This is a genomic window from Pseudomonas marginalis (assembly GCF_900105325.1).
Lineage (GTDB): Bacteria > Pseudomonadota > Gammaproteobacteria > Pseudomonadales > Pseudomonadaceae > Aquipseudomonas > Aquipseudomonas marginalis.
Map to the genome: position 1 here is coordinate 1233540 of NZ_FNSU01000001.1, position 24019 is coordinate 1257558.

Genomic DNA, 24019 nt, shown 5'->3' on the forward strand with positions numbered 1-24019 from the left:
ATGCGCAGCTTTGGAGCATGGGTCTTTGCGGATGCACTTAGAGGCAGACCCATGACCCAGGAAACCGGCGGCTTCGCCGCTTTTAATCTTAACCCGAACATTCTCGCTGCCGTCATCGCGACCGGCTACGAAGAACCTTCGGCGATTCAGCAGCAATCGATCCCGATCATCATGGCCGGCCAGGACATGATTGGCCAGGCGCAAACCGGTACCGGTAAAACCGCCGCGTTCGCCCTGCCTATCCTACACTGCATCGATCCTGCCAAGCGCGAACCGCAAGCCCTGATCCTGGCGCCAACGCGTGAGTTGGCGCTGCAAGTAGCAACCGCTTTCGAAACCTACGCCAAGCAAATGCCAGGCGTTACCGTTGTTGCCGTCTATGGCGGCGCGCCGATGGGCCCGCAACTGAAAGCCATCCGTAATGGCGCTCAGATTGTTGTTGCCACCCCGGGCCGTCTGTGCGACCACCTGCGTCGCGACGAGAAAGTCCTGTCGACCGTGAACCACCTGGTTCTGGACGAAGCTGACGAAATGTTGAAGCTGGGCTTCATGGATGACCTGGAAGTCATCTTCAAGGCACTGCCTCCGACCCGTCAGACCGTCCTGTTCTCGGCTACCCTGCCACAGTCGATCCGTGCCATTGCCGAACGCCATCTGCGCGATCCGCAACACGTGAAGATCCAGACCAAGACTCAGACCGTTACCGCGATCGAACAGGCTCACCTGTTGGTTCACGCTGACCAGAAGACCTCGGCTGTATTGAGCCTGCTGGAAGTCGAAGACTTCGACGCCCTGATCATGTTTGTGCGTACCAAGCAAGCGACCCTGGACCTGGCCAGTGCCCTGGAAGCCAAAGGCTACAAAGCCGCTGCGCTGAACGGTGACATCGCCCAGAACCAACGTGAGCGCGTGATCGACTCCCTCAAGGATGGCCGCCTGGACATCGTTGTGGCGACCGACGTAGCGGCTCGTGGTCTCGACGTGCCGCGTATCACCCACGTGTTCAACGTTGACATGCCTTACGATCCGGAATCCTACGTTCACCGTATCGGCCGTACCGGCCGTGCCGGTCGCGAAGGTCGTGCACTGCTGCTGGTGACGCCACGTGAGCGCCGCATGCTGCAAGTGATCGAGCGTGTAACCGGTCAGAAAGTCGCCGAAGTCCGCCTGCCGGATGCCCAGGCTGTTCTCGATGCCCGCATCAAGAAACTGACCAACAGCCTGTCGCCGCTGGTGGCTGACGCTGAATCGACCCACGGCGACCTGCTGGACCGCCTGACCGCCGATATCGGTTGCACCCCGCGTGCCCTGGCTGCAGCCCTGCTGCGCAAGGCTACCAACGGTCAGGCCCTGACCCTGGCGGCCATCGAGAAAGAGCGCCCACTGGTGCCGAACAACGCGCCACGCGGTGATCGTCCAGAGCGTACCGGCGACCGTCCGGACCGTGGTGATCGTGAGCGTCGCGCTCCGGTTCCATTGGCTGAAGGCCGTGCTCGTTGCCGTACCGCGCTGGGCGCACGTGATGGTATCGCTGCCAAGAACCTGCTGGGCGCTATCCTCAACGAGGGTGGCCTGGCACGTGAAGCCATCGGTCGCATCCAGGTCCGTGACAGCTTCTCCCTGGTGGAGCTGCCGGAAGACGGTCTGGAAAAACTGCTGACCAAGCTGAAAGACACCCGCGTTGCCGGCAAGCAATTGAAGCTGCGTCGCTACCGCGAAGATTGATCCGCCCTTGGGCTGATTGATCGCACATAAAAAATCCCCGACTGGTTCGGGGATTTTTTTTGTCCGCTGTTAACCGAAGCGGTAGATGTCCATACCCAGCGCGCCCATGGTGAACCCCTGGTGTGCAACGCTGAAGTCACCCCCGGCGCCGCGCGCAAAGTACAGCGGCAACAAATGTTCATCGCTGGGATGATTGCGCACGGCGTGGGGCGCCTGGCGACGGTAATCATGCAAGGCCGCCTCGTCGTTGGCGGCGAGTGTCTCCACCATCCAGTCACGGAAGTCGCGTGCCCAAGGCTCGATACTCTCAGGTCCGGCCTGCCAGTTCAGCTCGCCCAGGTTATGGGTGATGCTGCCGGAGCCGATCAACAGGACGCCCTGTTCGCGCAAGCTGGCCAAGGCATGCCCGACGCGGGTTTGCAGGGCAGGGCCCATGTGACTGGGCAAGGAGACTTGCACCACTGGAATATCCGCTGCCGGGTACATCAGCGAGAGCGGCACCCAGGTGCCATGGTCAAAAGGGCGGCGCTCATCGATCCGCGCATTCAAGCCGTCGGCATGAAGCAGTTCGACAATTTCGTTGGCCAATTGCAAGTCGCCCGGTGCCGGGTACTGCACGGCGAACAGCTCCCGGGGGAAACCGCCGAAGTCGTGCCAGGTCTCGGGCGCAGCACTGCCGCTGACCAGCAGTTCCTGACTTTCCCAATGTGCCGACACCACCACAATTGCCTTCGGCCGCGGCAGTTCAGCGGCCAGGCGCTGCAGGGCGGGGCCGCTGGCGCCGGGTTGCAGGGCAAGCATGGGCGATCCGTGGGAGATAAACAGGCTGGGCAACATAAGGAAGGTCCTGAGGTTTAACATGGGCCCATCTTCAATCAGATCATTGATCTAAATCTAATATAAGTTTTAGCGCTTTTTGATCGAATTTTCGGAGGTGATTCCATGGAGCCCAAATTCTGGCAGGAGCGCTGGGCGCGCAATCAGATTGGCTTTCACCTGCCCGAGGTCAATCCTTACCTGCTGCGGTATTGGCCTGCGCTGGGCTTTGCCCAGGGCGCCAAGGTGCTGGTGCCGCTGTGTGGTAAAAGCCTGGACCTGATGTGGCTGGCCAGCAACGGCTATCACGTATTCGGCGTTGAACTGTCGGAGCAGGCGGTAGAAGCCTTTTTCAGCGAGCAGAACCTGACGCCGCGCATCACTCGGCACGGCGTGTTCAAGGTGTACCAGGCTGATTTGATCGAAATATGGTGCGGCGATTTCTTTGCCTTGGACGCCGGGGCACTGGCTGACTGCACTGCGCTCTACGACCGTGCCGCACTGATCGCCCTGCCGCCGCTGATGCGCGCGCAGTACGCCGAGCAGTTGAACAGCCTGTTGCGGCCAGGCTGCCAGGGAATACTGATCACCCTGGACTACGACCAGACGCAAAAAGCCGGGCCGCCCTTTGCGGTGCCGGATGATGAGGTGAAGGTGCTGCTGGGTTTGCAGTGGAGCCTGGAGGTGCTCGAAGCCCAGGATATCCTGGGTGAGAGCTGGAAGTTCGTGCAGGACGGTGTCACGTGTCTTGAAGAGCGCGTTTATCGGCTCACCAAGGGGTAAAACCCGCGCGCAAAAAAGGGGCGATCCAATCGCCCCTTTTGCATTACCGGGTATCAGCCCCGACGACGCAGCGCGTCGATACGCTCTTCCAGCGGCGGGTGGCTCATGAACATGCGAGCCAGGCCCTGCTTGACACCACCGTTGATGCCAAAGGCGGTCAGGCTGTCGGGCATATGCACCGGCAGGCCCTGTTCGGAGCGCAGGCGCTGCAGCGCACTGATCATTGCACTGGTGCCAGCCAGGCGCGCGCCGGCTTCGTCTGCACGGAACTCTCGTTTGCGCGAGAACCACATCACAATCGCGCTGGCCAGGAAGCCCAGTACCACTTCGGCAAAGATGGTCGCTACGAAGTAGGCGATTCCGCGGCCGCCTTCGTTCTTGAAGATCACCTTGTCGACAAAGTTGCCGATGATCCGCGCAAAGAACATCACGAAGGTGTTCACCACGCCCTGCACCAGCGCAAGGGTAATCATGTCGCCGTTGGCTACGTGGCCGATCTCGTGCGCGAGGACCGCCTTCACCTCATCGGGTGAAAAGCGCTCGAGCAGCCCTTGGCTGACCGCCACGAGGGCGTCGTTCTTGTTCCAGCCCGTCGCAAAGGCGTTGGCCTCGTAAGCAGGGAAAATCCCGACCTCGGGCATTTTTATACCTGCTTCTTGAGACAACTGCTCCACGGTCTGCATCAGCCATTGTTCATGGCGGGTGCGTGGTTGAGTGATGATCTGGGTGCTGGTGCTCATCTTCGCCATCCACTTGGAGATGAACAGCGAGAACAGCGAACCGGCAAAACCAAAGACCGCACAGAAAATCAGCAGCTGATTGAGGTTCAGATCAACCCCGTTGGCCGCCATGAACCCGTTGAAGCCGAAAAGGCTCAGGGTGATGCTGGCAATCAGCACGACCGCCAGGTTGGTGGCCAAGAACAGCAGGATGCGCATCATGGTTGTAGAGTTCTCCTCATGCTTAATATGTCGCGTACTGCGGGGTATATAAGGTGCGGCTTGGGGTGATTCAACCGAGCGACTATTTCAAACTGTGTCCTACAGCCTGAATGTAGAGCCTTGAAGGGATTTTCCGATGACGGATGTTATCCGTGAAAAGCTATTTTTTGCCTTGCGGCCCCGTAACCACAGGGGCTTGTGGATGTAGAAACGCAAATGCAGTACGGGGAAAGTGCACAGCCAGAGAAGTGTTGCCAGATAATCGCTGTACGACCGAATGCCGGTCGTACAGCGCCACGTCGGTTACTGGCGATAGGACTTGAGGAAATTGCCGATACGGCCAATGGCCATGTCCAGGTCATCCACGCGGGGCAGGGTCACCACTCGGAAGTGATCCGGCCACGGCCAGTTGAACGCCGTGCCCTGGACCACCAGCAGCTTTTCCGAGAGCAGCAGGTCGAGCACGAATTTCTCGTCGTTGAGGATCGGGCAGACCTTCGGGTCGATCCTCGGGAAGGCGTACAGCGCGCCCATGGGCTTGACGCAGCTCACGCCCGGGATTGCATTGAGCAGCTCCCAGGTACGGTTGCGCTGTTCCAGCAGGCGGCCCTGGGGCAGGATCAGGTCATTGATGCTCTGGTAGCCGCCGAGGGCGGTCTGGATTGCGTGCTGGCTCGGCACGTTGGCGCACAGGCGCATGTTGGCCAGCATGTCGATGCCTTCGATGTAGCTCTGGGCATTGTGCTTGGGCCCGGAAATCGCGATCCAGCCGGAGCGGAAGCCCGCCACGCGGTAGGACTTGGAGAGGCCGTTGAAGGTCAGGCACAGCAGGTCCGGCGCCAGGGAACCGGTGCAGATATGCACCGCATCGTCGTAGAGGATCTTGTCGTAGATCTCGTCGGAGAACACCACCAGGTTGTGCTGGCGTGCCAGCTCGAGCATGCCCAGCAGCACTTCCCTGGAGTACACCGCACCGGTGGGGTTGTTCGGGTTGATGATCACCAGGGCCTTGGTGTTCGGCGTGATCTTGGCCTTGATGTCGGCCAGGTCCGGGAACCAGTCGGCGCCCTCGTCGCACAGGTAATGCACCGGGTGGCCGCCGGCCAGGGTCACGGCGGCGGTCCACAGTGGGTAGTCCGGTGCTGGCACCAGCACTTCGTCGCCGTTGTTGAGCAGGGCCTGCATGGACATCACGATCAGCTCGGACACACCATTACCCAGGTAGATGTCTTCGATGCCGACGCCTTCGACCTGCTTCTGCTGGTAGTACTGCATCACGGCCTTGCGCGCGCTGAACAGGCCCTTGGAGTCGCTGTAGCCCTGGGCGGTGGGCAGGTTGCGGATCACATCCTGGAGGATTTCATCCGGCGCTTCGAAACCAAAGGGCGCCGGGTTGCCGATGTTCAGCTTGAGGATGCGATGGCCTTCCTCTTCCAGGCGCTTGGCGTGCTTGAGCACCGGGCCGCGAATGTCGTAGCAGACGTTGGCGAGCTTGTTCGATTTGCTGACCTGCATGGCGATGTGATCCTGAAAATGAACGATCCAGACGGTGTGGGCACTACCGTACTGTGAATGCTGCAAGGCCCGCACCCATAAATACGTTTGAATGCCGGTAGCGCGGGTGCCAGACTGGCGTTTTGAAGAGGCGCAATCATACGTGCCGCCTGATCCGTGGAAAAGATACAGATCAGGCTTTTTCAGTTGCCGAGGTGTACCGATGGAAAAGTTGCAGAAAACCGTTGAAGAATGGAAGGCAATGCTCGATCCGGAGCAGTACAACGTGTGCCGTCTCAAGGGCACCGAGCGTCCTTTCAGCGGCAAGTACAATGAGACCCGGACCGATGGCGTGTATCACTGTATCTGCTGCAATGAGCCGCTGTTCGATTCGACCACCAAGTTTGACTCCGGCTGCGGCTGGCCGAGTTTCTACGCGCCGATCGCCGACAGTGCAATGATCGAGATCCGTGACGTCAGCCACGGCATGATCCGCACCGAAGTCACCTGCGCCAAATGCGATGCGCATCTGGGCCATGTGTTCCCGGACGGTCCGCCGCCGACGGGGCTGCGGTATTGCATCAACTCGGTGTGCCTGGAGCTTGTACCCCGTTAACTCGACTGACGGCGGGCGCCTGTAGGAGCGAGCTTGCTCGCGAAAGTCGTCAACGATTACACGGGCATTCTGGTTCAGCCCGGTGTCCTTGAGTTTTTCGCGAGCAAGCTCGCTCCTACAGAGTGTTGATGAGGTGTCATCAGTGTGGTCAATTAAATTGCACGCAATTGAATTGCCTACTATGTTTCATCCTCTTTCTTCCTTATCGAGGCACTGCCATGAGCAACAACCTGCTGAGCATCCCTTGCACCACCATCAAGGGTGAGCAAAAGACCTTGGCCGATTTCGCCGGCAAGGCCGTCCTCGTGGTCAACACTGCCAGCAAATGCGGCTTCACCCCGCAGTACAAGGGCCTGGAGCAACTCTGGCAGCAGTACAAGGACCAGGGCCTGGTGGTATTGGGCTTTCCTTGCAACCAGTTCGGCAAGCAGGAGCCCGGTGACGAAGGTGCGATTTCCGAATTCTGCGAGCTGAACTTCGGTGTCAGCTTCCCGTTGTTCAAGAAGATCGACGTCAATGGCAGCGATGCCCATCCACTGTTCGTGCAACTGAAAAAACAGGCGCCGGGGCTGCTGGGGTCCAAGGGCATCAAGTGGAACTTCACCAAGTTCCTCATCGGCCGCGACGGCCAGGTGGTCAAGCGCTTCGGTCCTGCCACCAAGCCGCAGGACTTGACCCAAGAGATCGAAGCCTTGCTCAAATGACCGACTTGCCCAGTGTGTCCCTGGCCCTGGACAACCAGCTGTGTTTCAAGCTCTACGCTGCGTCACGTGCTGTCACCCGCGCTTATAAGCCGATGCTCGACCAGTTGGGTCTGACCTACCCGCAATATGTGGTGATGCTGGTGTTGTGGGAGTGGCACGCCACGCCTGCGCTGCAGCCGACGGTCAAGGCCCTGGGGGAGCGCCTGATGCTCGACTCAGGCACGCTGACGCCGCTGCTCAAGCGCCTTGAACAGCTTGAGTTAGTGACGCGTCGGCGCAGTGCCAGGGATGAGCGTGAAGTGCACTTGAGCCTGACCGAGGCCGGTGTGCAACTGCGGGACCAGGCCCATGGCCTGAAGACCCGCCTGTTGTGTGATCGCGGCATCGACCTGAATCAAGCCGATGCCTTGCGCGATGGTCTCGACCAGTTGCTTGTGCAACTTAAAGACTTGTCGTCCCAGGCACCCACAAGTCCAGCAGGGCATTGAGTTCTTCGCGGCGGAACGGCTTGGCCAGGTAATCATTCATCCCCGCCGCACGGCAGCGCTCGCGCTCTTCGGACAGGGCATTGGCGGTCAACGCGACAATCGGCAGGTCCGGCCAGCGTCCGCTGCGCCGAATCTGCCGGCTGGCCTCATAGCCATCCATCACCGGCATGTTGCAGTCCATCAGCACCATATCGAAGCGCTGTTCTTCAAGAAACTTGAGCGCTTCGCCACCGTGGGCGGCCACGATCACTTCGCAGCCCAGTTTGCTGAGCATGCCCTTGGCCACCAGTTGGTTGACCGGGTTGTCCTCCACCAGCAGGATGCGCGCCCGATGTGCGAGCGGTGCGGCATCCACTTGGACGGGGTCAAGCACCAGGTGCGCGTCGGTGCGTAAGTTGCGTTGCAGGATCTGGTACAGCGCGTTGCGGCTCAAGGGGCGTGCCTGTTGGTGCAACGGCGCCAGTGCCGCCACTTCTTCGCTGGGCATGAAGTTGCCATAGGCGGTCACCAGCAGGATGGGCGCGGTAATGCCCGGCCGTATGCGGAACAGGCATTCCGGGCAGTCGGTAATCAGCAGGTCGGGGGTTTGCCCGCTCAAATCGTCATCCATGGTGAAACAACGCAGGGACAGTCCCCAGCAGGGCAGCAGGGTCGTGAGCAACTCTGTCAGGCCGCTGCCGGCGTTGGTGATGGCGATGACCTCGCCTTTGAGAGGCGCTGGCTGCACTGCGGGCAAATGGGCGGGCAGTGGCAGGTCTGCGCAGAACTGGCTGCCAAAGCCCACTTCCGAGCTGATACTCAAGCGCCCCTTCATCGCTTCGCACAGGTTGTGCGTCAGTGCCAGGCCCAGGCCCGTCCCGCCATACTGGCGAGTGATGCCGGCGCCGGCCTGGGTGAACGGTTGGAAGATTTTCACCTGCGCTTCCTGAGCAATACCGATGCCGGTATCGCAGACTTCAATGCGTACGCCGCCGTCGTGGGTACCCAGGCGCACATCAACCCGACCAAAGCGGGTGAACTTCAAGGCGTTGGAGAGCAAGTTGCTGACAATCTGCCGCACACGGGTCGGGTCACCGAGCACCTGGGCCGGGAACTGCGGGTCGATCAGGCAGCTCAGCTCCACGCTCGGTGCGGCGTTCTGCGATAACAGGTTGGCGGTGTCTTCCACCAGCGCGCCGAGGTCGAAGGGGATACGCTCCAGCTCCAACTGGCCGGCGTCGAACTTGGACAGGTCGAGAATATCGTTGAGCAGTTCCACCAGCACTTTGCCGGAGTCATGGGCGATAGACAGTTGCTGGCGTTGTTCGGCGTTCAACGGGCTGTCCAGCGACAGTGCGATCATGCCCAGCAGGCCGTTGAGCGGGGTGCGGATTTCGTGGCTCATGTTCGCCAGGAAGGCCGCCCGGGCCTGTGCCATGCCCAATGCATGCATCTTGGCGGCTTCCAGCTCATCGTTGGACTGGGTCAGCCGCTGGTTGCTGGCCTTGAGTTCAAGGGTGCGCGCGGACACGATATGTTCCAGTTGCCCCAGGTATTCGGTCAGCCGATCCTCGGCGTGGCGGCGCTGCTGGATTTCGGTTTCCATGTTTTCGAATTGCTGGTTGGCGACGTCCACCAGCACGCCGATTTCATCGTGCTCATGCCCTGGCGGGCAGTCCAGGCGTGCCTGCTTGCGGGTACTCAGCTCACGAATAATGCGCACCAGCGGTTGGGTCAGCATGACGTAGAACAGGCCCAGCAGAATCCCGGTCAGCAGCAGGCTACGCGCGAACCCGTTGAGCAGGGTGATCTCGGCGCGGCGCAGGAACCGGCTGCCAAAGGCGTAGGTGTCGACGTCCAGGCGCAGTACGCCAAGTGACTCGTTGGGCATGTGGCTCAGGAACAGTTGGTCTTCGAACTGGCGGTTGGCGCCAAACATGAAGTCACTGATAGGCCGGTAGGTGCTTTCCTTGCGTGGCCGGTCGACATCGGCCAGCACCACGCCGTTGTTGTCGATCAACTGCGCGCGAATGATGGCGGGGGAGTGCAGCAGGCCCAGGGTCAGTTCCTGGGCCAGTTCGGCATCGATGTTGTAGGCGATACGTGACGCGGGGTTATGGCTGATTTCGATCAGCGAACGTATTTCGCGGTTGATGGATGCGTCTTCGCTGGCATAATCAATGCCGATTTGGATCAGGCTGAGCAAGGTTCCCAAGACGAAACCGACCAGCACCGTCAATCTGGCTTGTTTATAAGACAAGCGGTGGGCGAACTTGATATCCATTGAGTGTTGAACCACTTCACGTTTCCCTTCGCCCGGCAAGCATAGCTGAACATCCACACGCCCAGGCCTGCCCGGCATGAAACGTTTTTACGCAGCCCCAAGCGGTCTGTCGCAGGGTTGCCAATACGCCATCTTTTGCAAGAACTTGCCAGAGGAATAATCGTGGATTCTCGATTGAGTGCCTTTCTGGAGCGAGCCGATGCCGTGCTCGCCCGCCTGGAACCCTTGTTGCCCGCGCCGCGCCAAACCATCGACTGGAACCAGTGCCTGGCCGCCCGCTGGCAGCGTGAGGGCCGCAGTGGCTTCCTGTTGCCGCTGGACGTGAGCCTGGACATGCGCTTGTCCGACCTGATCGGCGTGGACAAGCAACGTGAAACCCTGGCGCGCAACACCCAGCAGTTCCTGGATGGCCTGCCTGCCAACCATGCGTTGCTGTGGGGGTCGCGGGGCACCGGTAAATCGTCCATGGTGCGCGCTTTGCTCGCTCAACACGCCAAGGCCGGTCTGCGCCTGATCGAAATCGAGCGTGACCACTTGGCCGACCTGCCGCGGGTGGTCGAGCAACTGCTCAAGTTGCCGCAACGTTTCATCCTGTTCTGCGACGACTTGTCGTTCGAAGCCGGCGAAGGCGACTATCGGGTGCTCAAGAGCGTGCTGGATGGCTCCCTGGAACAGGCCCCTGAAAACGTGCTGCTGTATGCCACGTCCAACCGCCGCCACCTGGTGCCGGAAAACCAGAGCGACAACGATAACTGGAAGCGCGTGGACGGTGAGTTGCACCCGAGCGAGGCGGTGGAAGACAAGATTGCCTTGTCCGACCGCTTTGGCTTGTGGCTGTCGTTCTACCCGTTCACCCAGGAACATTTCCTGGACGTGGTCGAGCACTGGATCGGCGAGCTGGCGAACAAGGCGGGTTTGCAGTGGCAGCGTGATGAGGACCTCGACATTCTCGCCGTGCGCTGGGCCACCGGGCGCGGCAACCGCAACGGTCGTTGCGCGTATCAATTCGCCCGTTACTGGGTGGGTCTCAAATTGCTGGAGCGTCAACCATGATCGATTTACAACAGGCCGGCACCGGCCTCGGTGGCTATGCCTTGCTGAGTGCCCAGCTGGAGTCGCTGCTGGCCGATGAGCGTGATTTCATCGCCAACAGCGCCCAGTTTTCGGCTTTCCTGTTCAGCCAGCTGGATGACCTGAACTGGGCGGGCTTTTACCTCAACCGCAATGAAGAGCTGGTGCTTGGCCCGTTCCAGGGGCAGATCGCCTGTGTGCGTATTCCGTTCGGCCGTGGGGTGTGCGGCGCGGCCGCGGCCTCGCGGCAAACCCAGCGAGTAGACGATGTGCACGCGTTCCCCGGGCATATCGCCTGTGACAGCGCGTCCAACAGCGAACTGGTGGTGCCATTGGTCAAGGACGGCACATTGATTGGTGTCCTTGACCTCGATAGCCCGTCGTTGGCCCGCTTTACCCCCCAGGATCAGGCCGGTATCGAACAGCTGGCGGCGATTTTCCTGCGTTTGACCGACTGCTGATCGAAATAGGGGCGCAGCCCCGCCCCTTATCGGCCATCCAGTTCGTCAAGCCGCACTTGCAGCATCCTCTCCAACTCCAGCATCAGCTTCTCCAGGGATTTCACCCCCGCTTCGATCAGGGGCCGATCATCGCCCCGGGCACAGGCCTGTTCGACGGCTTCGCATTGCGAGGCCAGCGCAGAGGCTTGAACGATGCGCGCGGCCCCCTTGATCTTGTGAGCCTGTTCGATGATCTCTTCGGGCAAGGCCTGCGCAGCGATCAGTGCAACCAACTCCTGGCGATCCTGGCGACTGCTGCTCAGCAACTCCTCCAGCAAGAGACGGCTCATGTGCGGATCGCCACCGGTGAGGGCCTCGAAGTTGCCGATGTCCAGGGTCATGCCGCTGGGTTGAGGACTGATTTTCGCCAGTTGCAGCTCCAGCGCCGTAAGGTTGATGGGTTTGAACAGGCAGTCATTCATGCCCGCCTGCGCACAGCGTTGTTTCTCTTCGGGCTGGGCATTGGCGGTAAAACCCAGTACCACGCAAGGCGTCAGTTGTTCGCGCTCCTCGTATTCGCGGATCGAACGACTCAGTTCGTAGCCATTCATGATCGGCATGTTGCAATCGGCGATCACCAGGTCAAAGTGCTCCTGGCGCCAGGCCTGGAAGCCGGAGGCGCCGTTCCGGGCGGCGGTGTACTGATGGCCCAGGTAGCCGAGCTGCTGGCACATCAACAGGCGATTCGCCGGATGATCGTCCACCACCAGCACATTGAGCACCGGCACGTTCGAGGTCTCGGCGGGCTTGGGTTCTTCGGCCACCTGCAGCGCCTGCAGGCGATTCATCTTCAGGCTCACATGCACCTGGGTGCCTACCATGGGCACGCTGCTCAGACTCAGTTGCCCGCCCATCATCGCGCACAGGCTGCGACAGATCACCAGCCCGAGACCCGCACCGCTCCTGGCCAGCTGTCCTGAGTTGTCCGCCTGGGCAAAGGGTTCGAACAGGCGCATCTGGTCGTCCCGGCTGATACCGATGCCGGTGTCTTCCACCACCAGTTTCATCTCGACCTGCTGCGGCAGTTCGGTGGCCGATACTTCCACCTTGATCTTTACCTGGCCACGTTCGGTGAACTTGATGGCGTTGCTGATCAGGTTGGACAGCACCTGCTTGAAGCGCAGCGGGTCGATCAGCACTTCGGTGTGTTCCAGATCTGGCGTGAACTCCAGCAACAGGCTAAGGGTCTTCTGGCGTGCCAGGCCGTCGAAGACACGCACCACCGACTCGATCACCTCCCTCAGGTTGACGCGTTCCGGTGCCAGGCTGAGGCGACCGGATTCAATCCGCGCGATGTCCAGGATGTCGCCGATAAGCTCCAGCAGATCCTTGGCCGAGTTGTAGGCGACTTCGATGGCCGGGCGGTCGAGGTGGCCCTGGTCCGCCCGCTTGAGGGTCAGCTCGAGCATGCCGATCACCGCGTTCATCGGTGTGCGGATTTCGTGGCTCATGGTGGCGAGGAACGTGCTCTTGGCCCGATTGGCTTCGTCGGCTCGCTCCTTGGCGGTGCGGAGTTCGTCGAACAACTGGCGTCGCTCACTGATATCGATCCAGCCACCGATGATGCCCTGGACTTCACCGACGGAGTCGCGGTACGGCAGGATCCAGTGGTAGATCGTCAGTTTTTTTCCGCGAATATGCAGGGTGCGGTCCAGGATCAACGGGTTGCCCTCGGCCACCACGCGCTGATAGTCGGCATGGTATTGCGCCGCCTCGACTGCGAGGGCTGTGCTGATCTGGACCGCGCTTTTACCTATCACGTCCTCGCGCTTGACGTCGAACGCCTGTAGGTAACTGTCGTTGCAGGTCTGCAGCAGCCCCTTGTTGTCACGCACGTAGATCGGGTGTGGGGTTTCATTGACCAGGGCGCGCATGAACTCGAACTGATCATTGAGGGCGCGCTCGGCCATTTTGCGGTGCTTGATCTGGCGGCGCATGTACGCGTTCCAGCTCAGGGAAATCAGCAGCAGCAGGCCGGTCCCGATGACGATGCGCGCAATCAGTTGGTGATAGTCGCGCCAGTAACTGTCCGAGGCCGCGGTATAACCGCGCCAACGACTGTTGATCACGCCCAGTTCGTCCGGGGCGATGCTGAGCAACGCCTTGTCGAGAATCGAGCTGAGTTCGGTGGCGCTGCGGGATGTCGCCAGCCCGAAGGTGGCCGGCATCGTGCCAATGCTGAAGCTGATTTGGATCTTGTCCTGGAGTATCTGCGAGGACAGGAAGTAATTGGCGACCACCAGGGTATTCACCGCGCCCTCTACATGGCCTTGTACCAGCAGTTCGGCTGACTTGAACGTGTCGCCGGTATCTACCAGCTGAATCTTTGGGAAGTGCTCACGCAGGAATTTTTTCAGCGGACTGCCCTGCGTGATTGCCAGGCGCTTGCCCTCCATTTCCTCAAGGCCTGTAGGGGCCTGGCCGTCCTTGCGTGTCAGCATCACGTAGGAGTTTTCCAGGTAGGGACGACTGAAGTTCAGTTGGGCTTCTCGCTCGACGCTGGGGATGATTGCGCCGACGATGTCCGCTTTGCCGCTCTCTACATGCTCGATCATGGTGTTCACATCACGCCCGCGCTGGATCTCGAAGCGCAGCCCGGTGCGCAGGCGAATCAGTTCCAGCAGGTCGGCGGTAATGCCGCGAAAATTGCCATCGGCGTCGAAGAAGGTCAGCGGCGCAAAGGTAGGGTTCACGATCACTTTGACGACCGGGTTCTCCCTCAGCCAACGTTCTTCGCGAAGGGTCAGTTGCAGCTTTTGGTCGGTCAGGAGGATGTCGCTGCCGGCACTCCAGCGTTTGGCAATGGTTTCCCGTTCGGCAGCGGGCACGGCCCTCAGGACGGCGTCGACGATGCTCAACAGCGTCTGCTGTTCCTGGGGCATGGCAAAGCTGAATCCATAGGCTTCATGTTTGCCGAAGTTCGCCATGCGAATGTTTTTCAGGTAACCCTTGTTGATCATGTAGTGGGTGGAAATGGTATCGCCGAGAAAGACGTCTGCCTGGTCGAAGGCCACTGCATTCAAGGCGTTTTGATAAGAAGGGTAGGCACGGATGATTGCCTTGGGGTAGAGCCTTTCCACTTCGTGCAGTGGCAGATAGTGATAGACCAGTGCCAGGCGCATGCCGGCCAGCCCATCAGCCAGGCTGCGGGTTTCGCCTTCGCGGGTCACCAGCACTGGCCGGTCCACGGCGTACGGCTCCGACAGGGTCAGGTTGGGATTTGCCGCTTCAAAGCTGTTGGAGGAACCCAGTAAATCGATTTCACCCGCTTCGAGGGCATGAATGGCGGCCTCTCGGGAGGGGTAGCGCAACACTTTTACCGGCACGTCCAGCGCCATTGCCAGCAAGCCGGCGTAGTCGGCGGTGAGTCCCTCATAGTCACGCCCGCTGGAGGTGAGGTCAAAAGGCGGGTAGTCAGGAAACGCCGCGCCCAGTACCAGTTCGCGTTTGTTCTGGAGCCATTGGCGCTGGGCCTTGTTCAGGTAGGGTTCCAGCTGCACGGAGCTCGCACGACTCAAAAGGTTGAAATGCTCCGGGCTCGCTGGAGGGGTGGCAGGCACGGCGGTGCTGAAGCACAAACCGGCACTCAATATAATCAAATAGTCCTTTATACGCCTGGGCATCCTGTTTCTCACACTAGCGCGTTCCGTTTTGCCATCTCGATAAGTTCTACCAAGGACTTGGCTTGAAGTTTCTGCATCAGCCTCTTTTTATAAGTGCTTACTGTTTTGTTGCTCAAGAACATACCTTTGGCTATTTCCTTGTTGGTGCGGCCTTGTGCGAAAAGTTGCAATACCATCAACTCCCGATCGTTAACCGCCTTGAACAGTTCAAGTTCCTTGCAGGCCTCATCGTTGGTGTTCAAGGCTTGGCTGGGGAAGTAGTTATAACCGGACAGTACAGCGCGGATGGCGCTCATCAGCTCGCTCAGGTCACCTTCCTTGCACACGTAGCCATCGGCTCCCGAACGCATGCAACGCGTGGCAAACAGGGTGGGGGATTGAGCCGTCAGCACCAGGGTTTTCATCGACGCGTTCATGGCGTTGAATCGGCAAAGCACTTCCAGCCCGTCGAGTTTTGGAATGCTGATGTCGAGGATGATCAGGTCCGGCATGCATTCGCGGACCATTTGGATGGCGTCGCATCCGTTATCCGTTTCGCCGACTACTTTGAAATTTTCTTCGTGTTCCAACAACATTCGTATGGCAAGTCTTATAACCGGATGGTCGTCAATAATAAAAACTGTATTCATGATCATATTCCATGCAAGTACAAATAAAGCGGGCACATTAGCTCAGAAGCCGATGGATAAGCATGAACTTGGGGGGTGGCAGGTATAAAACAGGAAAGTTCCTACATTAAAAAAGGTAAAAGCCTACCTGTCTCTAAGGAGCTGTAACGCAAGAGGCCAAGGTTCCGCAGGGGCATGGGCCGAAGGAACATGGCAAGGACTTTACGGTGGTTATGCGCGATTTTTCCGACCAGTCGATCTGTTTAAAGTCCTACATTTATAACGTGAGTAATGTATGGGTCAAACGTGCAAGCTCATCTTTATTCAACGGCTTTGGCAAGTAACCGAGCAATGGCAGGCCACGTTTGAGGGCTTGGGTTTGCAACGCTGAAAGTTCTGCCTCGGGAAGTCCGCTGAGCAAGATGGCGGCCTTGATAAAGCATTGGCGACTGGCGATTTCAATCAACTCAAGACCGGGCAGGTCGGGCAGGCACTGGTCACAGAGGATGATGTCGAAGGGAGCCTCGGCCTGGGTCATCAAACGGATTGCCTGCTCGGCGTTTTCGGCCGGGGCCAGGTGCTCGAAGCCGAAGCTTCTCAGCAGGCATTGGGTGGCGAGGAGCTGAAAGGGATGGTCCTCCACCAACAGGATCCGAAAGGGGTAGTGGGGCATAGAAGGCACACGGTGAGTCAAGCGTCGATAGGGGGCACGTAGGAACTGTTCGCCAGACCTGCCCGGAGCGTGCGCGATTATTCTTCGGGCGCTTGTGCGAATTCGATCAGGCCGCTCTGTTCCCATCGTAGGCAGATTCTGTTCAGTGAACAGGCGGCGTGATCAGCCAGGTTATTGAGGGCTGGAGCGCCCGGTCATCTCCCGTGCCATCTCGGTGGCGTAGCTGTCGGTCATGCCGGCGATGAAGTCGATCATCCGCAGGAACGACCTGTGCAGCGGCCATGCAGGGTCCGGCGCGTTGTTGCCCAACAGGTCGAGAATGCGCCGGTTCTTGAACGACGGCGTGCGTCCGCCGTGCTGCTCCAGGGCCGCGCCGCAGAAGGCGTTCAACAGGATTTCCAGGGTGGTGTAGGCGCCGATCTCGTGGAGGGTCTTGCGCTTGTCCTGGAAGATTTTCTTGCGCGCCATGTCCTTGGCATCCAGCACGCAGCGTTTGGCGGGGCCGTGCATGTGCTCCACCAGGTCGCCGGGCAGGGTGCCGGCAAGCAAGGCCTCCTGTTGTTCGACGAAGGCGCGCGCCGCGGCGTTGGTCAAGTGCTCGATGGCCTTGCCGCGCAGGATCGCCAGCTTGCGTCGGCGTGAGTCCTGGGCGCCCAGTTGCCGGTAGGTCTGCGGCAGGTCGTCGCCCACCAGGTCGAGCAGCAGTGACTCGACTTCGGTGTACTCCAGCAGGTCCATTTCCAGGCCGTCCTCCAGGTCGATCAAGGCGTAGCAGATGTCGTCTGCCGCCTCCATCAGATAGACCAGTGGGTGGCGAGCCCAGCGTTGTTCCTCGAGTTGCGGCAGGCCGAGCTTGCTGGCGATCTGTTCGAGGATCGGCAGTTCGCTCTGGTAGCAGCCGAACTTGTGTTTCTTGTAACCCAGGGAATCGGCGTGGCGGGCGGTCCAGGGGTACTTGAGGTACGTGCCCAAGGTCGCGTAGGTCAGGCGCGTGCCGCCGTCGAACTGGTGGTATTCCAGTTGGGTCAGTACCCGGAAGCCTTGGGCATTGCCTTCGAAGTTGAGGAAGTCATTGCGCTCGGCGCTGCTCATGTCGTCCAGCCAGCCGCGCCCCGCTGCCTGTTGGAACCAGTGGCGGATGGCGTCTTCGCCTGAATGCCCGAACGGCGGGTTGCCGATGTCATGGGCCAGGCAGGCCGATTGCACCACCATGCCCAGGTCGCTCGGGTCACACCAGTCGGGCAGGGCGCTGCGCAGGGTTTCGCCCACGCGCATGCCGAGGGAGCGGCCTACGCAACTGACTTCCAGGGAGTGGGTCAGGCGTGTGTGGATATGGTCGTTGCTGGACACCGGGTGCACTTGGGTCTTGCGGCCCAGGCGGCGAAACGCGCCGGAGAAGATAATGCGGTCATGGTCTTTGTGAAACGGGCTGCGGCCTAGTTCTTCCGGGCTGTGCAGGGGTTTTCCAAGGCGTTCGCGGGTAAGCAGGGTGGGCCAATCCAAGGCGGGTACTCTCCGTACGGTGAATGACCCGCCCAGCTTCCCGGTTCCGCCTTGGCGGGGCAAGCGAAAATCTACAGGCCGGCCGCGTCGATATCGATTAACAGCAAGCGCTGACCGTTATCGAAGAATTGTCCGGCGGTGAGGCAGTACTGGTTGGTGGTGGCATCGCGGTAGGTCGAGGACAGCGTCAGGCGACGTTCCTCCCAACCTTCGGCCAGCAGGTGATAGAAGTACGGGCGCCATGACCAGTTGTGGCCCAGGTAGCGGCTGTCGGCCTGCCAGGCGTCCTGGCGCCATTCGAAGTTGGGGGTCAACTGGGTGCCATGCCGGTCGCATTGGTAAAAACGCAGCAGCCAGGGGAAGGCCGGCAGTTGGGGCAAGTGATCCAGCGGGGCTTGGGCCTGTGCCCAGGATTGCAGGATCTTCATCAGTTCGGTCAATTGCTGGCGCAGTTGCATGATGCGCCCGCGTTCGGCCAGCTTCTGCTGGACATACGCCGCGCGCAGTTGGTCAAAGCGCGGCACGAAGGCGTCGGTGGCGAACCAGTCCAATTGCGCCTGGGCAAACAGATAGCCCTGCACGTAGCGCGAACCGCATTCCAGGGCGAAGCTCAGCTGCGCCTCGGTTTCCACGCCTTCGGCAATGATCCAGCAGCCGGTCTTTTCCGCCATCTGCGCCAGCGCCCGCACGACGTCACTGCTCGGTCCGCCCCTGGCGGCTTGCTGGAACAGGCGCATGTCCAGCTTGAGGATGTCCGGCTGCAGCGCCAATACCCGGTCAAGCTGGGAATAGCCGGCGCCGAAATCATCGATGGCGATGCGCGCACCGGCCTCGCGATAACGTGCCACCACCTCGGCCAGGCGCTGGATGTCGCCGCCCAGTTCGGTGATCTCGAACACGATGCGCTGCGGGTCGACGCCATGGCTGTGGATCTGTTTGAGGCTCGGCAGCGCCTGGCCCGGACGCAATTGGTTGATCCAGCGCGGCGAGATATTCAGGCTGAGGAACCAGTCTTCGGGGGCTTCATGCAGGCGGCTTAACGCGTTGTCGCGAATCTGCCGGTCGAGACGGCGCAAGCTCGCGCCTGGCGTGCGTGGGTCGGCGAACAGCGGGCCAACGGACTGCAGGCGGCCATCAGCCTGGCGTAGACGCCCCAAGGCCTCGACGCCGGCAATGCGCCCGGTGGCGGTATCGATAAACGGTTGGAAGCAGGCGAGCGGTTGCCCGTCGATCACGGGGCCTCCTTAAAAACACTGGCGAAAAAAGACCCGGCCCTCGAAACGAGGACCGGGCCATTCTGTTAGCAAGAATGCAGCCAGCAGGCTCAACCTTTGCGTGAATTGCCCTGCATGGCCAGTTTGATCAGCGGGATCAGGCCGGCACCGAGGCGCACCAGGCGCGTCACACTGCTGATACCGCCGCCCTTGGCGCCCTTGCCGGTGAAGAAACCGATCAGGGTTACAGCGGCCACGCCCCACAGCGGCGCGTGCTTGATGCCCAGGCCGCCCTGAAAGTTTTGGCCCAGGTTGCGCACCTTGTTCAGCGGCGCCATCAATTGCTGGGATTCGTGGCGTATCTCCTGGCGGTGCATCTCCATGCGCAGGCGGATCAAGGCCTTGCGCATTTCCCGGCGGGAGGTTTGCTGGATTTCATTCGAGCTCATGGCAGCAGGCGCTCCCGATCATTGGCCAGCTCTTCGAGGGTGGCGTGGAACGGCGTGGACTCATCGAACACCGCCGCTTTCAAGCGCACCCCGCAGAAGGCAGCGGCCAGGCTGTAGAACACGCAGAGGCAGATGATCCCGGTCAGGCGGTAGCCGGTGTCCCATACCAGGATCATCACCAGTGTCGACAACCCCACCAGCAACAACAGGGCAAATACCAGCGCCAGGCCGGCAAACAGCAGCAGGCTGACGGTACGGGCCTTCTGCTCCTGCAATTCGATGCCAAACAGTTCGACGTGGCTGTGCAGCAAGCCAAGAACGGCCGCGCCCAGGCGTCGTGAGGTGGTACCCGTGGACGAGCCAGTTTCGCCGATAGACATGATTAGCGCCTTGTGGCCAGCAGGCCGATCAGAAAGCCCACGCCGGCGGCAATGCCTACCGACTGCCAAGGGTTGGCCTGCACGTAATCTTCGGTCGCGGTGACCGCCGCCTGGCCGCGTTCGCGCAGGGAGTCTTCGGTTTGCTTGAGGGTTTCGCGGGCCTGCAACAGCGTGTCATGAATCTTGGCGCGCAGCTCATCGGCCTGGTCGCCCGCAAGCACCTTGGTGTCGTCCAGCAACCTTTCGGTGTCAGTCACCAGGGTTTGAAAATCCGCCATCAGTATTTCTTGAGCAGTCTTTGCAGTTCTTCTGGCCATGGTTATCTCCGTGATTGGCTGATCGGTACGTGTGGTTTCGAGTCACCGGTATCGGTGAAGGTTCAGTGCAATTGTCTGGTACAGCTTTTGCTTTGCCTTGGTGCGCACGCCCCGTGGCTTGCGCTGAATCCGGGCGGTCGGGGCTCAGGTCTCGAAAAACCTTACCCTAAATAACTCAAACTCGCGGAAAAACCCTGTCGGCAACGGCCGGTTGTGTTGAACGCTGCGCTAAAGCGGTTCACGCCCTCTGAAGAGGGGCGGTGCCGGAGGTGCCAATTTAGTGCGCGCAACCCCTGGCTTGAACCGCTTTGGTGCTTTTTGCCTTACACAGGCCTGCCAACTTCAATGGAAAATCTGCAAAGTGCGGTGGACACTCTGGTCCACAGCTCCAATACCCTGTTTATCCTGATCGGTGCGGTCATGGTCCTGGCCATGCACGCCGGCTTCGCGTTTCTGGAAGTCGGGACGGTGCGCCAGAAAAACCAGGTCAACGCCCTGTCGAAGATCCTCAGCGACTTCGCCATCTCCACCCTGGCCTATTTCTTTATAGGCTATTGGATCTCCTACGGGGTGAGCTTCATGCAACCGGCGGCCGTGATCAGCGCCGACCATGGTTATGGCCTGGTGAAGTTCTTCTTCCTGCTGACGTTTGCGGCAGCGATCCCGGCGATCATCTCCGGCGGTATTGCGGAGCGTGCAAAGTTCGCTCCGCAGTTGTGCGCCACCGCGTTGATCGTGGCGTTTATCTATCCGTTTTTCGAAGGCATGGTGTGGAACGGCAATTTCGGTTTGCAGGCCTGGTTGCTCAAGACGTTCGGCGCCAGCTTCCATGACTTTGCCGGCTCGGTGGTGGTGCATGCCATGGGCGGCTGGCTGGCGCTGGCGGCGGTGCTGCTGCTGGGCCCGCGCAATGGGCGCTACCGGGAAGGGCGCCTGGTGGCGTTTGCGCCGTCGAGCATTCCGTTCCTGGCGTTGGGCTCGTGGATCCTGATTGTCGGCTGGTTCGGCTTTAACGTGATGAGCGCGCAGACCCTGGACGGCGTCAGCGGCCTGGTGGCGGTGAACTCGCTGATGGCCATGGTCGGCGGCACCGTCGCCGCCCTGGTGATCGGCCGCAACGACCCAGGCTTCCTGCATAACGGTCCGTTGGCCGGGCTGGTGGCGATCTGCGCGGGTTCCGACCTGATGCATCCGGTGGGCGCGCTGGTCACCGGTGTGGTTGCGGGCGGGCTGTTTGTGTGGTGCTTTATCGCCGCCCAGGACCGCTGGAAGATCGACGATGTGCTGGGGGTGTGGCCACTGCATGGCCTGTGCGGTGTATGGGGCGGGATTGCCTGCGGCATCTTTGGGCAAAAGGCGCTGGGGGGATTGGGCGGCGTGAGTCTGATCAGCCAATTGATCGGTACGGGGCTCGGTGTGGTCGTCGCGTTCGGCGGCGGCCTGCTGGTGTATGGCGTGATCAAGCGCGTACAGGGGCTGCGCCTGAGCCAGGAGGAGGAGTATTACGGCGCAGATCTGTCGATCCACAAGATCGGTGCGGTCAGTCAGGATTGATAGGCGCCTCTTCGTCGGTGCTCGGGTGCGTGTAGAAACCGTGCAGCAGGCGATAGCGGTTATGCCGGACTTCATCGACCCGCGCCTGCACCTGTTGGTCCGGCAGGCCCAGCAGGATCAAGGCGTGGGAGGCGAGCATCAGGCTTGACTCCAGCAGCTCGGGCACCACTTCGCTGGCGCCCGCGGCTTTCAATTCAGCCCACTGGCTGTCATCGCGGGTGCGCACCAGGATCGGCACGTCGGGGTTGATATGGCGGGCTTCCTTGAGCACCGCCAGGGCCACATCACTGTTGTCCACGGCAATCACCACCAGGCGCGCCCGTTCCAGGCCCACGGCACTGAGCAAGGCGCCACGGCGACAGTCGCCGTAATGCACGCTGCTGTCTTCGGTGGCGGCTTCCTGGACCCGTTCCGGGTCGTCATCCAGGGCGATAAACGCCTGTTGCTCATTGCGCAGAAAGCGCCCGATGGATTGCCCGACCCGGCCATAGCCGCAGATGACCGCATGCCCGTGTAATTGGGCGTTGAGGGCGGCAATTTCTTCAAGTTGTACCTGTTGGTTGGGCTTACGATGCAGGCGCAGGGCAATCGCCGGCGCGGCGCGCAACAGCAGTGGCGTCAACAGCATCGAACAGAACGTGGCGGCGAGCAGCAGACCGTTGAATTCATCGGGTATCAGCCGGCTCTGTTGCATCTGCGCCATCAGCGCAAAACAGAACTCACCGCCCTGGGCCAGGGCCAGGCCGCTGCGCCAGGCGGTTTCACTGTCGCTGCCGCGCAGCTTGACCAGCGCAGCCACCACACTGCCTTTGATCAGCATCAGCGCGAGGGTCATGCCGAGGATCAACAGACTGTGGCTGACGAACAACTGCAGGTCGATAAGCATGCCGATGCTGACGAAAAACAGCCCCAGCAGGATGTCGCGGAAGGGCCGGATATCCGCTTCGATCTGATGGCGGTAATGGCTTTCGCCCAGCAGCATGCCGGCCAGGAAGGCACCGAGGGCAGGGGAGAGGCCCAGCAGATGCGTGAGCCAGGCGGTCAGCAAGACGATCACCAGCGCCAGCAGCACAAACAGCTCCGCCGAATGGGAAGCGGCGACCTCATGAAACAAGCGCGGCAATAACCAGCGGCTGGCGAGCAACAGGCCCACGAACAACACCACGGTTTTGCCCAGCGTCAGCGGCAACGCCCAGTACCAGGCCTGTTCGCTGCTGCCGGCGAACACCGGCACCAGCGTCAGCAGCAACACCGCCACCACATCCTGGAACAGCAACACGCCGATCGCGTTCTGGCCATGGCTGCTGAAGATTTCGCCGAGGCTGGTCAGTTCCTTGCTGACGATCGCCGTGGACGACAGCGCCAGCCCCGCACCCAGCAACAAGGCGATGCCCGGTGCCACACCGAAGGCCATCAACAGGCCCCCCAGCAGCACGCTGCACCCCAGCACCTGCAAGCTGCCGAGGCCAAACACCACGCGGCGCAGGGCGAGCATCCTGGTCAGGGAAAACTCCAGGCCCAGGGAAAACAGCAGGAACACCACGCCCAGTTCGGCAAGGTCGGGCAGCTCTTCGCTGTCATTCACCCAGTCCAGGGCAGTCGGCCCTACGGCCAGGCCCACGCACAGGTAGCCCAGCACGGGTGGCAGTTGCAGCCGGCGAAACAGCGCAATCACCACCAGGGATGAGGCCAGAATGATCAGCAGGTTGGCGAACACAAGCATCTCCGTTGCAGGGTGAGCGGGCAAAAAGCCGCGAGAATCGCTGAATCAGTTATAGGCCATGGTGATCTGGGTCAGGGTTTATTGTGGCCGGCAGGTTTCCGGGGAGCGAACGCTGTACCTGTGGCGAGCGGGCTTGCCCCGCGTTGGGCTGCGAAGCGGCCCCAAAACAAGCACCGTATTTCTGTCTGAAGGAGCGCGGTGGCACTACCGGGGCCGCTTCGCGCCCCAACGCGGGGCAAGCCCGCTCGCCACAACAAGCCCGCTCGCCACAGGTTTTTGTCAGGCTTAGAATGCTTGTCTACTTACTGATCAGGGCCATTCGTCATGCTTCCTGAATGCCAGTTGTTCGGCACCCTGGGTTGCCATCTTTGTGAAATTGCCGAAGCCGAAATCATGCCGCTCGTCGAACGCGGGTTGCTGGTCGAGTTGGTTGATATCACCGACCCCGACGACCTGACCGACGCCTATGGCCTAAGGATTCCGGTGCTTCGGCGGGTGGACACGGGGGCTGAACTGGATTGGCCCTTCGATGCGGATCAGGTTGTCGCCTTCCTGCGCTGACGTTTATGCGATG

Annotated in this window: 22 protein-coding genes; 9 read left to right on the forward strand and 13 right to left on the reverse strand. The window is 60.6% G+C overall.

The genetic code is table 11. The features are described 5' to 3' along the window. Window positions 1-51 precede the first annotated feature (51 nt). On the forward strand, window positions 52-1725 hold the full coding sequence (locus BLW22_RS06000; RefSeq protein WP_027606997.1) for a DEAD/DEAH box helicase: 1674 nt from the start codon (window positions 52-54) through the stop codon (window positions 1723-1725). Between the two features lie 69 nt (window positions 1726-1794). On the opposite strand, the gene BLW22_RS06005 is transcribed toward BLW22_RS06000, so the two are convergent. Then, a complete protein-coding gene (locus tag BLW22_RS06005; RefSeq protein ID WP_065924443.1) occupies window positions 1795-2562 on the reverse strand; it encodes a DODA-type extradiol aromatic ring-opening family dioxygenase in 768 nt (255 codons plus the stop codon). A gap of 105 nt (window positions 2563-2667) precedes the next feature. On the opposite strand from BLW22_RS06005, the gene BLW22_RS06010 reads away from it, so the two are divergent. Next, the gene (locus BLW22_RS06010) at window positions 2668-3324 is read left to right on the forward strand and encodes a thiopurine S-methyltransferase (protein WP_074844669.1); all 657 of its coding nucleotides are present in this window, start codon (window positions 2668-2670) and stop codon (window positions 3322-3324) included. A 53-nt stretch (window positions 3325-3377) separates the two neighbouring features. On the opposite strand, the gene htpX is transcribed toward BLW22_RS06010, so the two are convergent. Next, window positions 3378-4265 carry a protease HtpX gene (gene htpX, locus BLW22_RS06015; protein WP_027607000.1) on the reverse strand — a complete coding sequence of 296 codons (888 nt, stop codon included), beginning with the start codon at window positions 4263-4265 and terminating at the stop codon, window positions 3378-3380. A 303-nt stretch (window positions 4266-4568) separates the two neighbouring features. Then, a complete protein-coding gene (locus tag BLW22_RS06020) occupies window positions 4569-5780 on the reverse strand; it encodes a pyridoxal phosphate-dependent aminotransferase (RefSeq protein ID WP_065924445.1) in 1212 nt (403 codons plus the stop codon). A 202-nt stretch (window positions 5781-5982) separates the two neighbouring features. Here BLW22_RS06020 and msrB point away from each other — a divergent pair, with 202 nt between their 5' ends. The 3 genes from msrB to BLW22_RS06035 all read left to right on the forward strand — a co-directional run bounded on the left by msrB (window position 5983) and on the right by BLW22_RS06035 (window position 7567). Then, a complete protein-coding gene (gene msrB, locus BLW22_RS06025) occupies window positions 5983-6375 on the forward strand; it encodes a peptide-methionine (R)-S-oxide reductase MsrB (protein WP_065947251.1) in 393 nt (130 codons plus the stop codon). Between the two features lie 218 nt (window positions 6376-6593). Beyond that, window positions 6594-7079 carry a glutathione peroxidase gene (locus BLW22_RS06030; RefSeq protein ID WP_027607003.1) on the forward strand — a complete coding sequence of 162 codons (486 nt, stop codon included), beginning with the start codon at window positions 6594-6596 and terminating at the stop codon, window positions 7077-7079. After that, complete coding sequence (locus BLW22_RS06035) at window positions 7076-7567, forward strand: MarR family winged helix-turn-helix transcriptional regulator (RefSeq protein ID WP_065947252.1); 492 nt, start codon at window positions 7076-7078, stop codon at window positions 7565-7567. Before BLW22_RS06030 ends, BLW22_RS06035 begins: the two co-directional genes overlap by 4 nt. Here BLW22_RS06035 and BLW22_RS06040 read toward each other — a convergent pair. Beyond that, the gene (locus tag BLW22_RS06040; protein ID WP_065924448.1) at window positions 7521-9830 is read right to left on the reverse strand and encodes a hybrid sensor histidine kinase/response regulator; all 2310 of its coding nucleotides are present in this window, start codon (window positions 9828-9830) and stop codon (window positions 7521-7523) included. The genes BLW22_RS06035 and BLW22_RS06040 overlap by 47 nt on opposite strands. Before the next feature lie 162 nt (window positions 9831-9992). Between BLW22_RS06040 and BLW22_RS06045 the strand changes: the two genes are divergently transcribed. Then, window positions 9993-10883 carry an ATP-binding protein gene (locus tag BLW22_RS06045; RefSeq protein WP_027607006.1) on the forward strand — a complete coding sequence of 297 codons (891 nt, stop codon included), beginning with the start codon at window positions 9993-9995 and terminating at the stop codon, window positions 10881-10883. Further along, a complete protein-coding gene (locus BLW22_RS06050; protein ID WP_065924449.1) occupies window positions 10880-11362 on the forward strand; it encodes a GAF domain-containing protein in 483 nt (160 codons plus the stop codon). The genes BLW22_RS06045 and BLW22_RS06050 overlap by 4 nt, the downstream gene beginning before the upstream one ends. Before the next feature lie 26 nt (window positions 11363-11388). Here the strand turns inward: BLW22_RS06050 and BLW22_RS06055 are convergent, their stop codons facing one another. The 8 genes from BLW22_RS06055 to BLW22_RS06090 form a co-directional block, all read right to left on the reverse strand. Beyond that, the gene (locus BLW22_RS06055; protein WP_074844672.1) at window positions 11389-15024 is read right to left on the reverse strand and encodes a transporter substrate-binding domain-containing protein; all 3636 of its coding nucleotides are present in this window, start codon (window positions 15022-15024) and stop codon (window positions 11389-11391) included. An 8-nt stretch (window positions 15025-15032) separates the two neighbouring features. Further along, the gene (locus tag BLW22_RS06060; protein WP_065924451.1) at window positions 15033-15653 is read right to left on the reverse strand and encodes a response regulator transcription factor; all 621 of its coding nucleotides are present in this window, start codon (window positions 15651-15653) and stop codon (window positions 15033-15035) included. 256 nt (window positions 15654-15909) lie between these two features. Beyond that, the gene (locus BLW22_RS06065) at window positions 15910-16305 is read right to left on the reverse strand and encodes a response regulator (RefSeq protein ID WP_065924452.1); all 396 of its coding nucleotides are present in this window, start codon (window positions 16303-16305) and stop codon (window positions 15910-15912) included. A gap of 171 nt (window positions 16306-16476) precedes the next feature. Then, a complete protein-coding gene (locus BLW22_RS06070) occupies window positions 16477-17808 on the reverse strand; it encodes a deoxyguanosinetriphosphate triphosphohydrolase (RefSeq protein WP_065924453.1) in 1332 nt (443 codons plus the stop codon). A 71-nt stretch (window positions 17809-17879) separates the two neighbouring features. Further along, window positions 17880-19043: an EAL domain-containing protein gene (locus BLW22_RS06075; RefSeq protein ID WP_027607012.1), complete on the reverse strand. Its 1164-nt coding sequence runs from the start codon at window positions 19041-19043 to the stop codon at window positions 17880-17882. An 89-nt stretch (window positions 19044-19132) separates the two neighbouring features. Next, complete coding sequence (locus BLW22_RS06080; protein WP_027607013.1) at window positions 19133-19471, reverse strand: hypothetical protein; 339 nt, start codon at window positions 19469-19471, stop codon at window positions 19133-19135. After that, window positions 19468-19851: a phage holin family protein gene (locus BLW22_RS06085; protein ID WP_012723020.1), complete on the reverse strand. Its 384-nt coding sequence runs from the start codon at window positions 19849-19851 to the stop codon at window positions 19468-19470. The genes BLW22_RS06080 and BLW22_RS06085 overlap by 4 nt, the downstream gene beginning before the upstream one ends. 2 nt (window positions 19852-19853) lie before the next feature. Beyond that, window positions 19854-20168 carry an ElaB/YgaM/YqjD family protein gene (locus BLW22_RS06090; protein ID WP_012723021.1) on the reverse strand — a complete coding sequence of 105 codons (315 nt, stop codon included), beginning with the start codon at window positions 20166-20168 and terminating at the stop codon, window positions 19854-19856. 345 nt (window positions 20169-20513) lie between these two features. Between BLW22_RS06090 and BLW22_RS06095 the strand changes: the two genes are divergently transcribed. Next, window positions 20514-21722 carry an ammonium transporter gene (locus BLW22_RS06095; protein ID WP_074844674.1) on the forward strand — a complete coding sequence of 403 codons (1209 nt, stop codon included), beginning with the start codon at window positions 20514-20516 and terminating at the stop codon, window positions 21720-21722. Here the strand turns inward: BLW22_RS06095 and BLW22_RS06100 are convergent. After that, window positions 21709-23445, reverse strand: a complete 1737-nt coding sequence (locus tag BLW22_RS06100; protein WP_137212966.1) for a cation:proton antiporter — start codon at window positions 23443-23445, stop codon at window positions 21709-21711. The two genes, BLW22_RS06095 and BLW22_RS06100, sit on opposite strands and share 14 nt — an antisense overlap. 324 nt (window positions 23446-23769) lie before the next feature. Here BLW22_RS06100 and BLW22_RS06105 point away from each other — a divergent pair, with 324 nt between their 5' ends. Then, window positions 23770-24006: a glutaredoxin family protein gene (locus tag BLW22_RS06105; RefSeq protein WP_027607016.1), complete on the forward strand. Its 237-nt coding sequence runs from the start codon at window positions 23770-23772 to the stop codon at window positions 24004-24006. Window positions 24007-24019: the final 13 nt, after the last annotated feature.

What these genes read in the sequence shown, in the direction of transcription:
- BLW22_RS06085 (WP_012723020.1), bottom strand. Translation starts at nt 19,851, where the DNA reads ATGTCTATCGGCGAAACTGGCTCGTCCACGGGTACCACCTCACGACGC.
- BLW22_RS06035 (WP_065947252.1), top strand. Translation starts at nt 7,076, where the DNA reads ATGACCGACTTGCCCAGTGTGTCCCTGGCCCTGGACAACCAGCTGTGT.
- BLW22_RS06080 (WP_027607013.1), bottom strand. Translation starts at nt 19,471, where the DNA reads ATGAGCTCGAATGAAATCCAGCAAACCTCCCGCCGGGAAATGCGCAAG.
- BLW22_RS06020 (WP_065924445.1), bottom strand. Translation starts at nt 5,780, where the DNA reads ATGCAGGTCAGCAAATCGAACAAGCTCGCCAACGTCTGCTACGACATT.
- BLW22_RS06105 (WP_027607016.1), top strand. Translation starts at nt 23,770, where the DNA reads ATGCTTCCTGAATGCCAGTTGTTCGGCACCCTGGGTTGCCATCTTTGT.
- BLW22_RS06095 (WP_074844674.1), top strand. Translation starts at nt 20,514, where the DNA reads ATGGAAAATCTGCAAAGTGCGGTGGACACTCTGGTCCACAGCTCCAAT.
- BLW22_RS06040 (WP_065924448.1), bottom strand. Translation starts at nt 9,830, where the DNA reads ATGGATATCAAGTTCGCCCACCGCTTGTCTTATAAACAAGCCAGATTG.
- BLW22_RS06060 (WP_065924451.1), bottom strand. Translation starts at nt 15,653, where the DNA reads ATGAATACAGTTTTTATTATTGACGACCATCCGGTTATAAGACTTGCC.
- BLW22_RS06065 (WP_065924452.1), bottom strand. Translation starts at nt 16,305, where the DNA reads ATGCCCCACTACCCCTTTCGGATCCTGTTGGTGGAGGACCATCCCTTT.
- BLW22_RS06090 (WP_012723021.1), bottom strand. Translation starts at nt 20,168, where the DNA reads ATGGCCAGAAGAACTGCAAAGACTGCTCAAGAAATACTGATGGCGGAT.
- htpX (WP_027607000.1), bottom strand. Translation starts at nt 4,265, where the DNA reads ATGATGCGCATCCTGCTGTTCTTGGCCACCAACCTGGCGGTCGTGCTG.
- BLW22_RS06010 (WP_074844669.1), top strand. Translation starts at nt 2,668, where the DNA reads ATGGAGCCCAAATTCTGGCAGGAGCGCTGGGCGCGCAATCAGATTGGC.
- BLW22_RS06055 (WP_074844672.1), bottom strand. Translation starts at nt 15,024, where the DNA reads ATGCCCAGGCGTATAAAGGACTATTTGATTATATTGAGTGCCGGTTTG.
- BLW22_RS06050 (WP_065924449.1), top strand. Translation starts at nt 10,880, where the DNA reads ATGATCGATTTACAACAGGCCGGCACCGGCCTCGGTGGCTATGCCTTG.
- BLW22_RS06000 (WP_027606997.1), top strand. Translation starts at nt 52, where the DNA reads ATGACCCAGGAAACCGGCGGCTTCGCCGCTTTTAATCTTAACCCGAAC.
- BLW22_RS06030 (WP_027607003.1), top strand. Translation starts at nt 6,594, where the DNA reads ATGAGCAACAACCTGCTGAGCATCCCTTGCACCACCATCAAGGGTGAG.
- msrB (WP_065947251.1), top strand. Translation starts at nt 5,983, where the DNA reads ATGGAAAAGTTGCAGAAAACCGTTGAAGAATGGAAGGCAATGCTCGAT.
- BLW22_RS06100 (WP_137212966.1), bottom strand. Translation starts at nt 23,445, where the DNA reads ATGCTTGTGTTCGCCAACCTGCTGATCATTCTGGCCTCATCCCTGGTG.
- BLW22_RS06005 (WP_065924443.1), bottom strand. Translation starts at nt 2,562, where the DNA reads ATGTTGCCCAGCCTGTTTATCTCCCACGGATCGCCCATGCTTGCCCTG.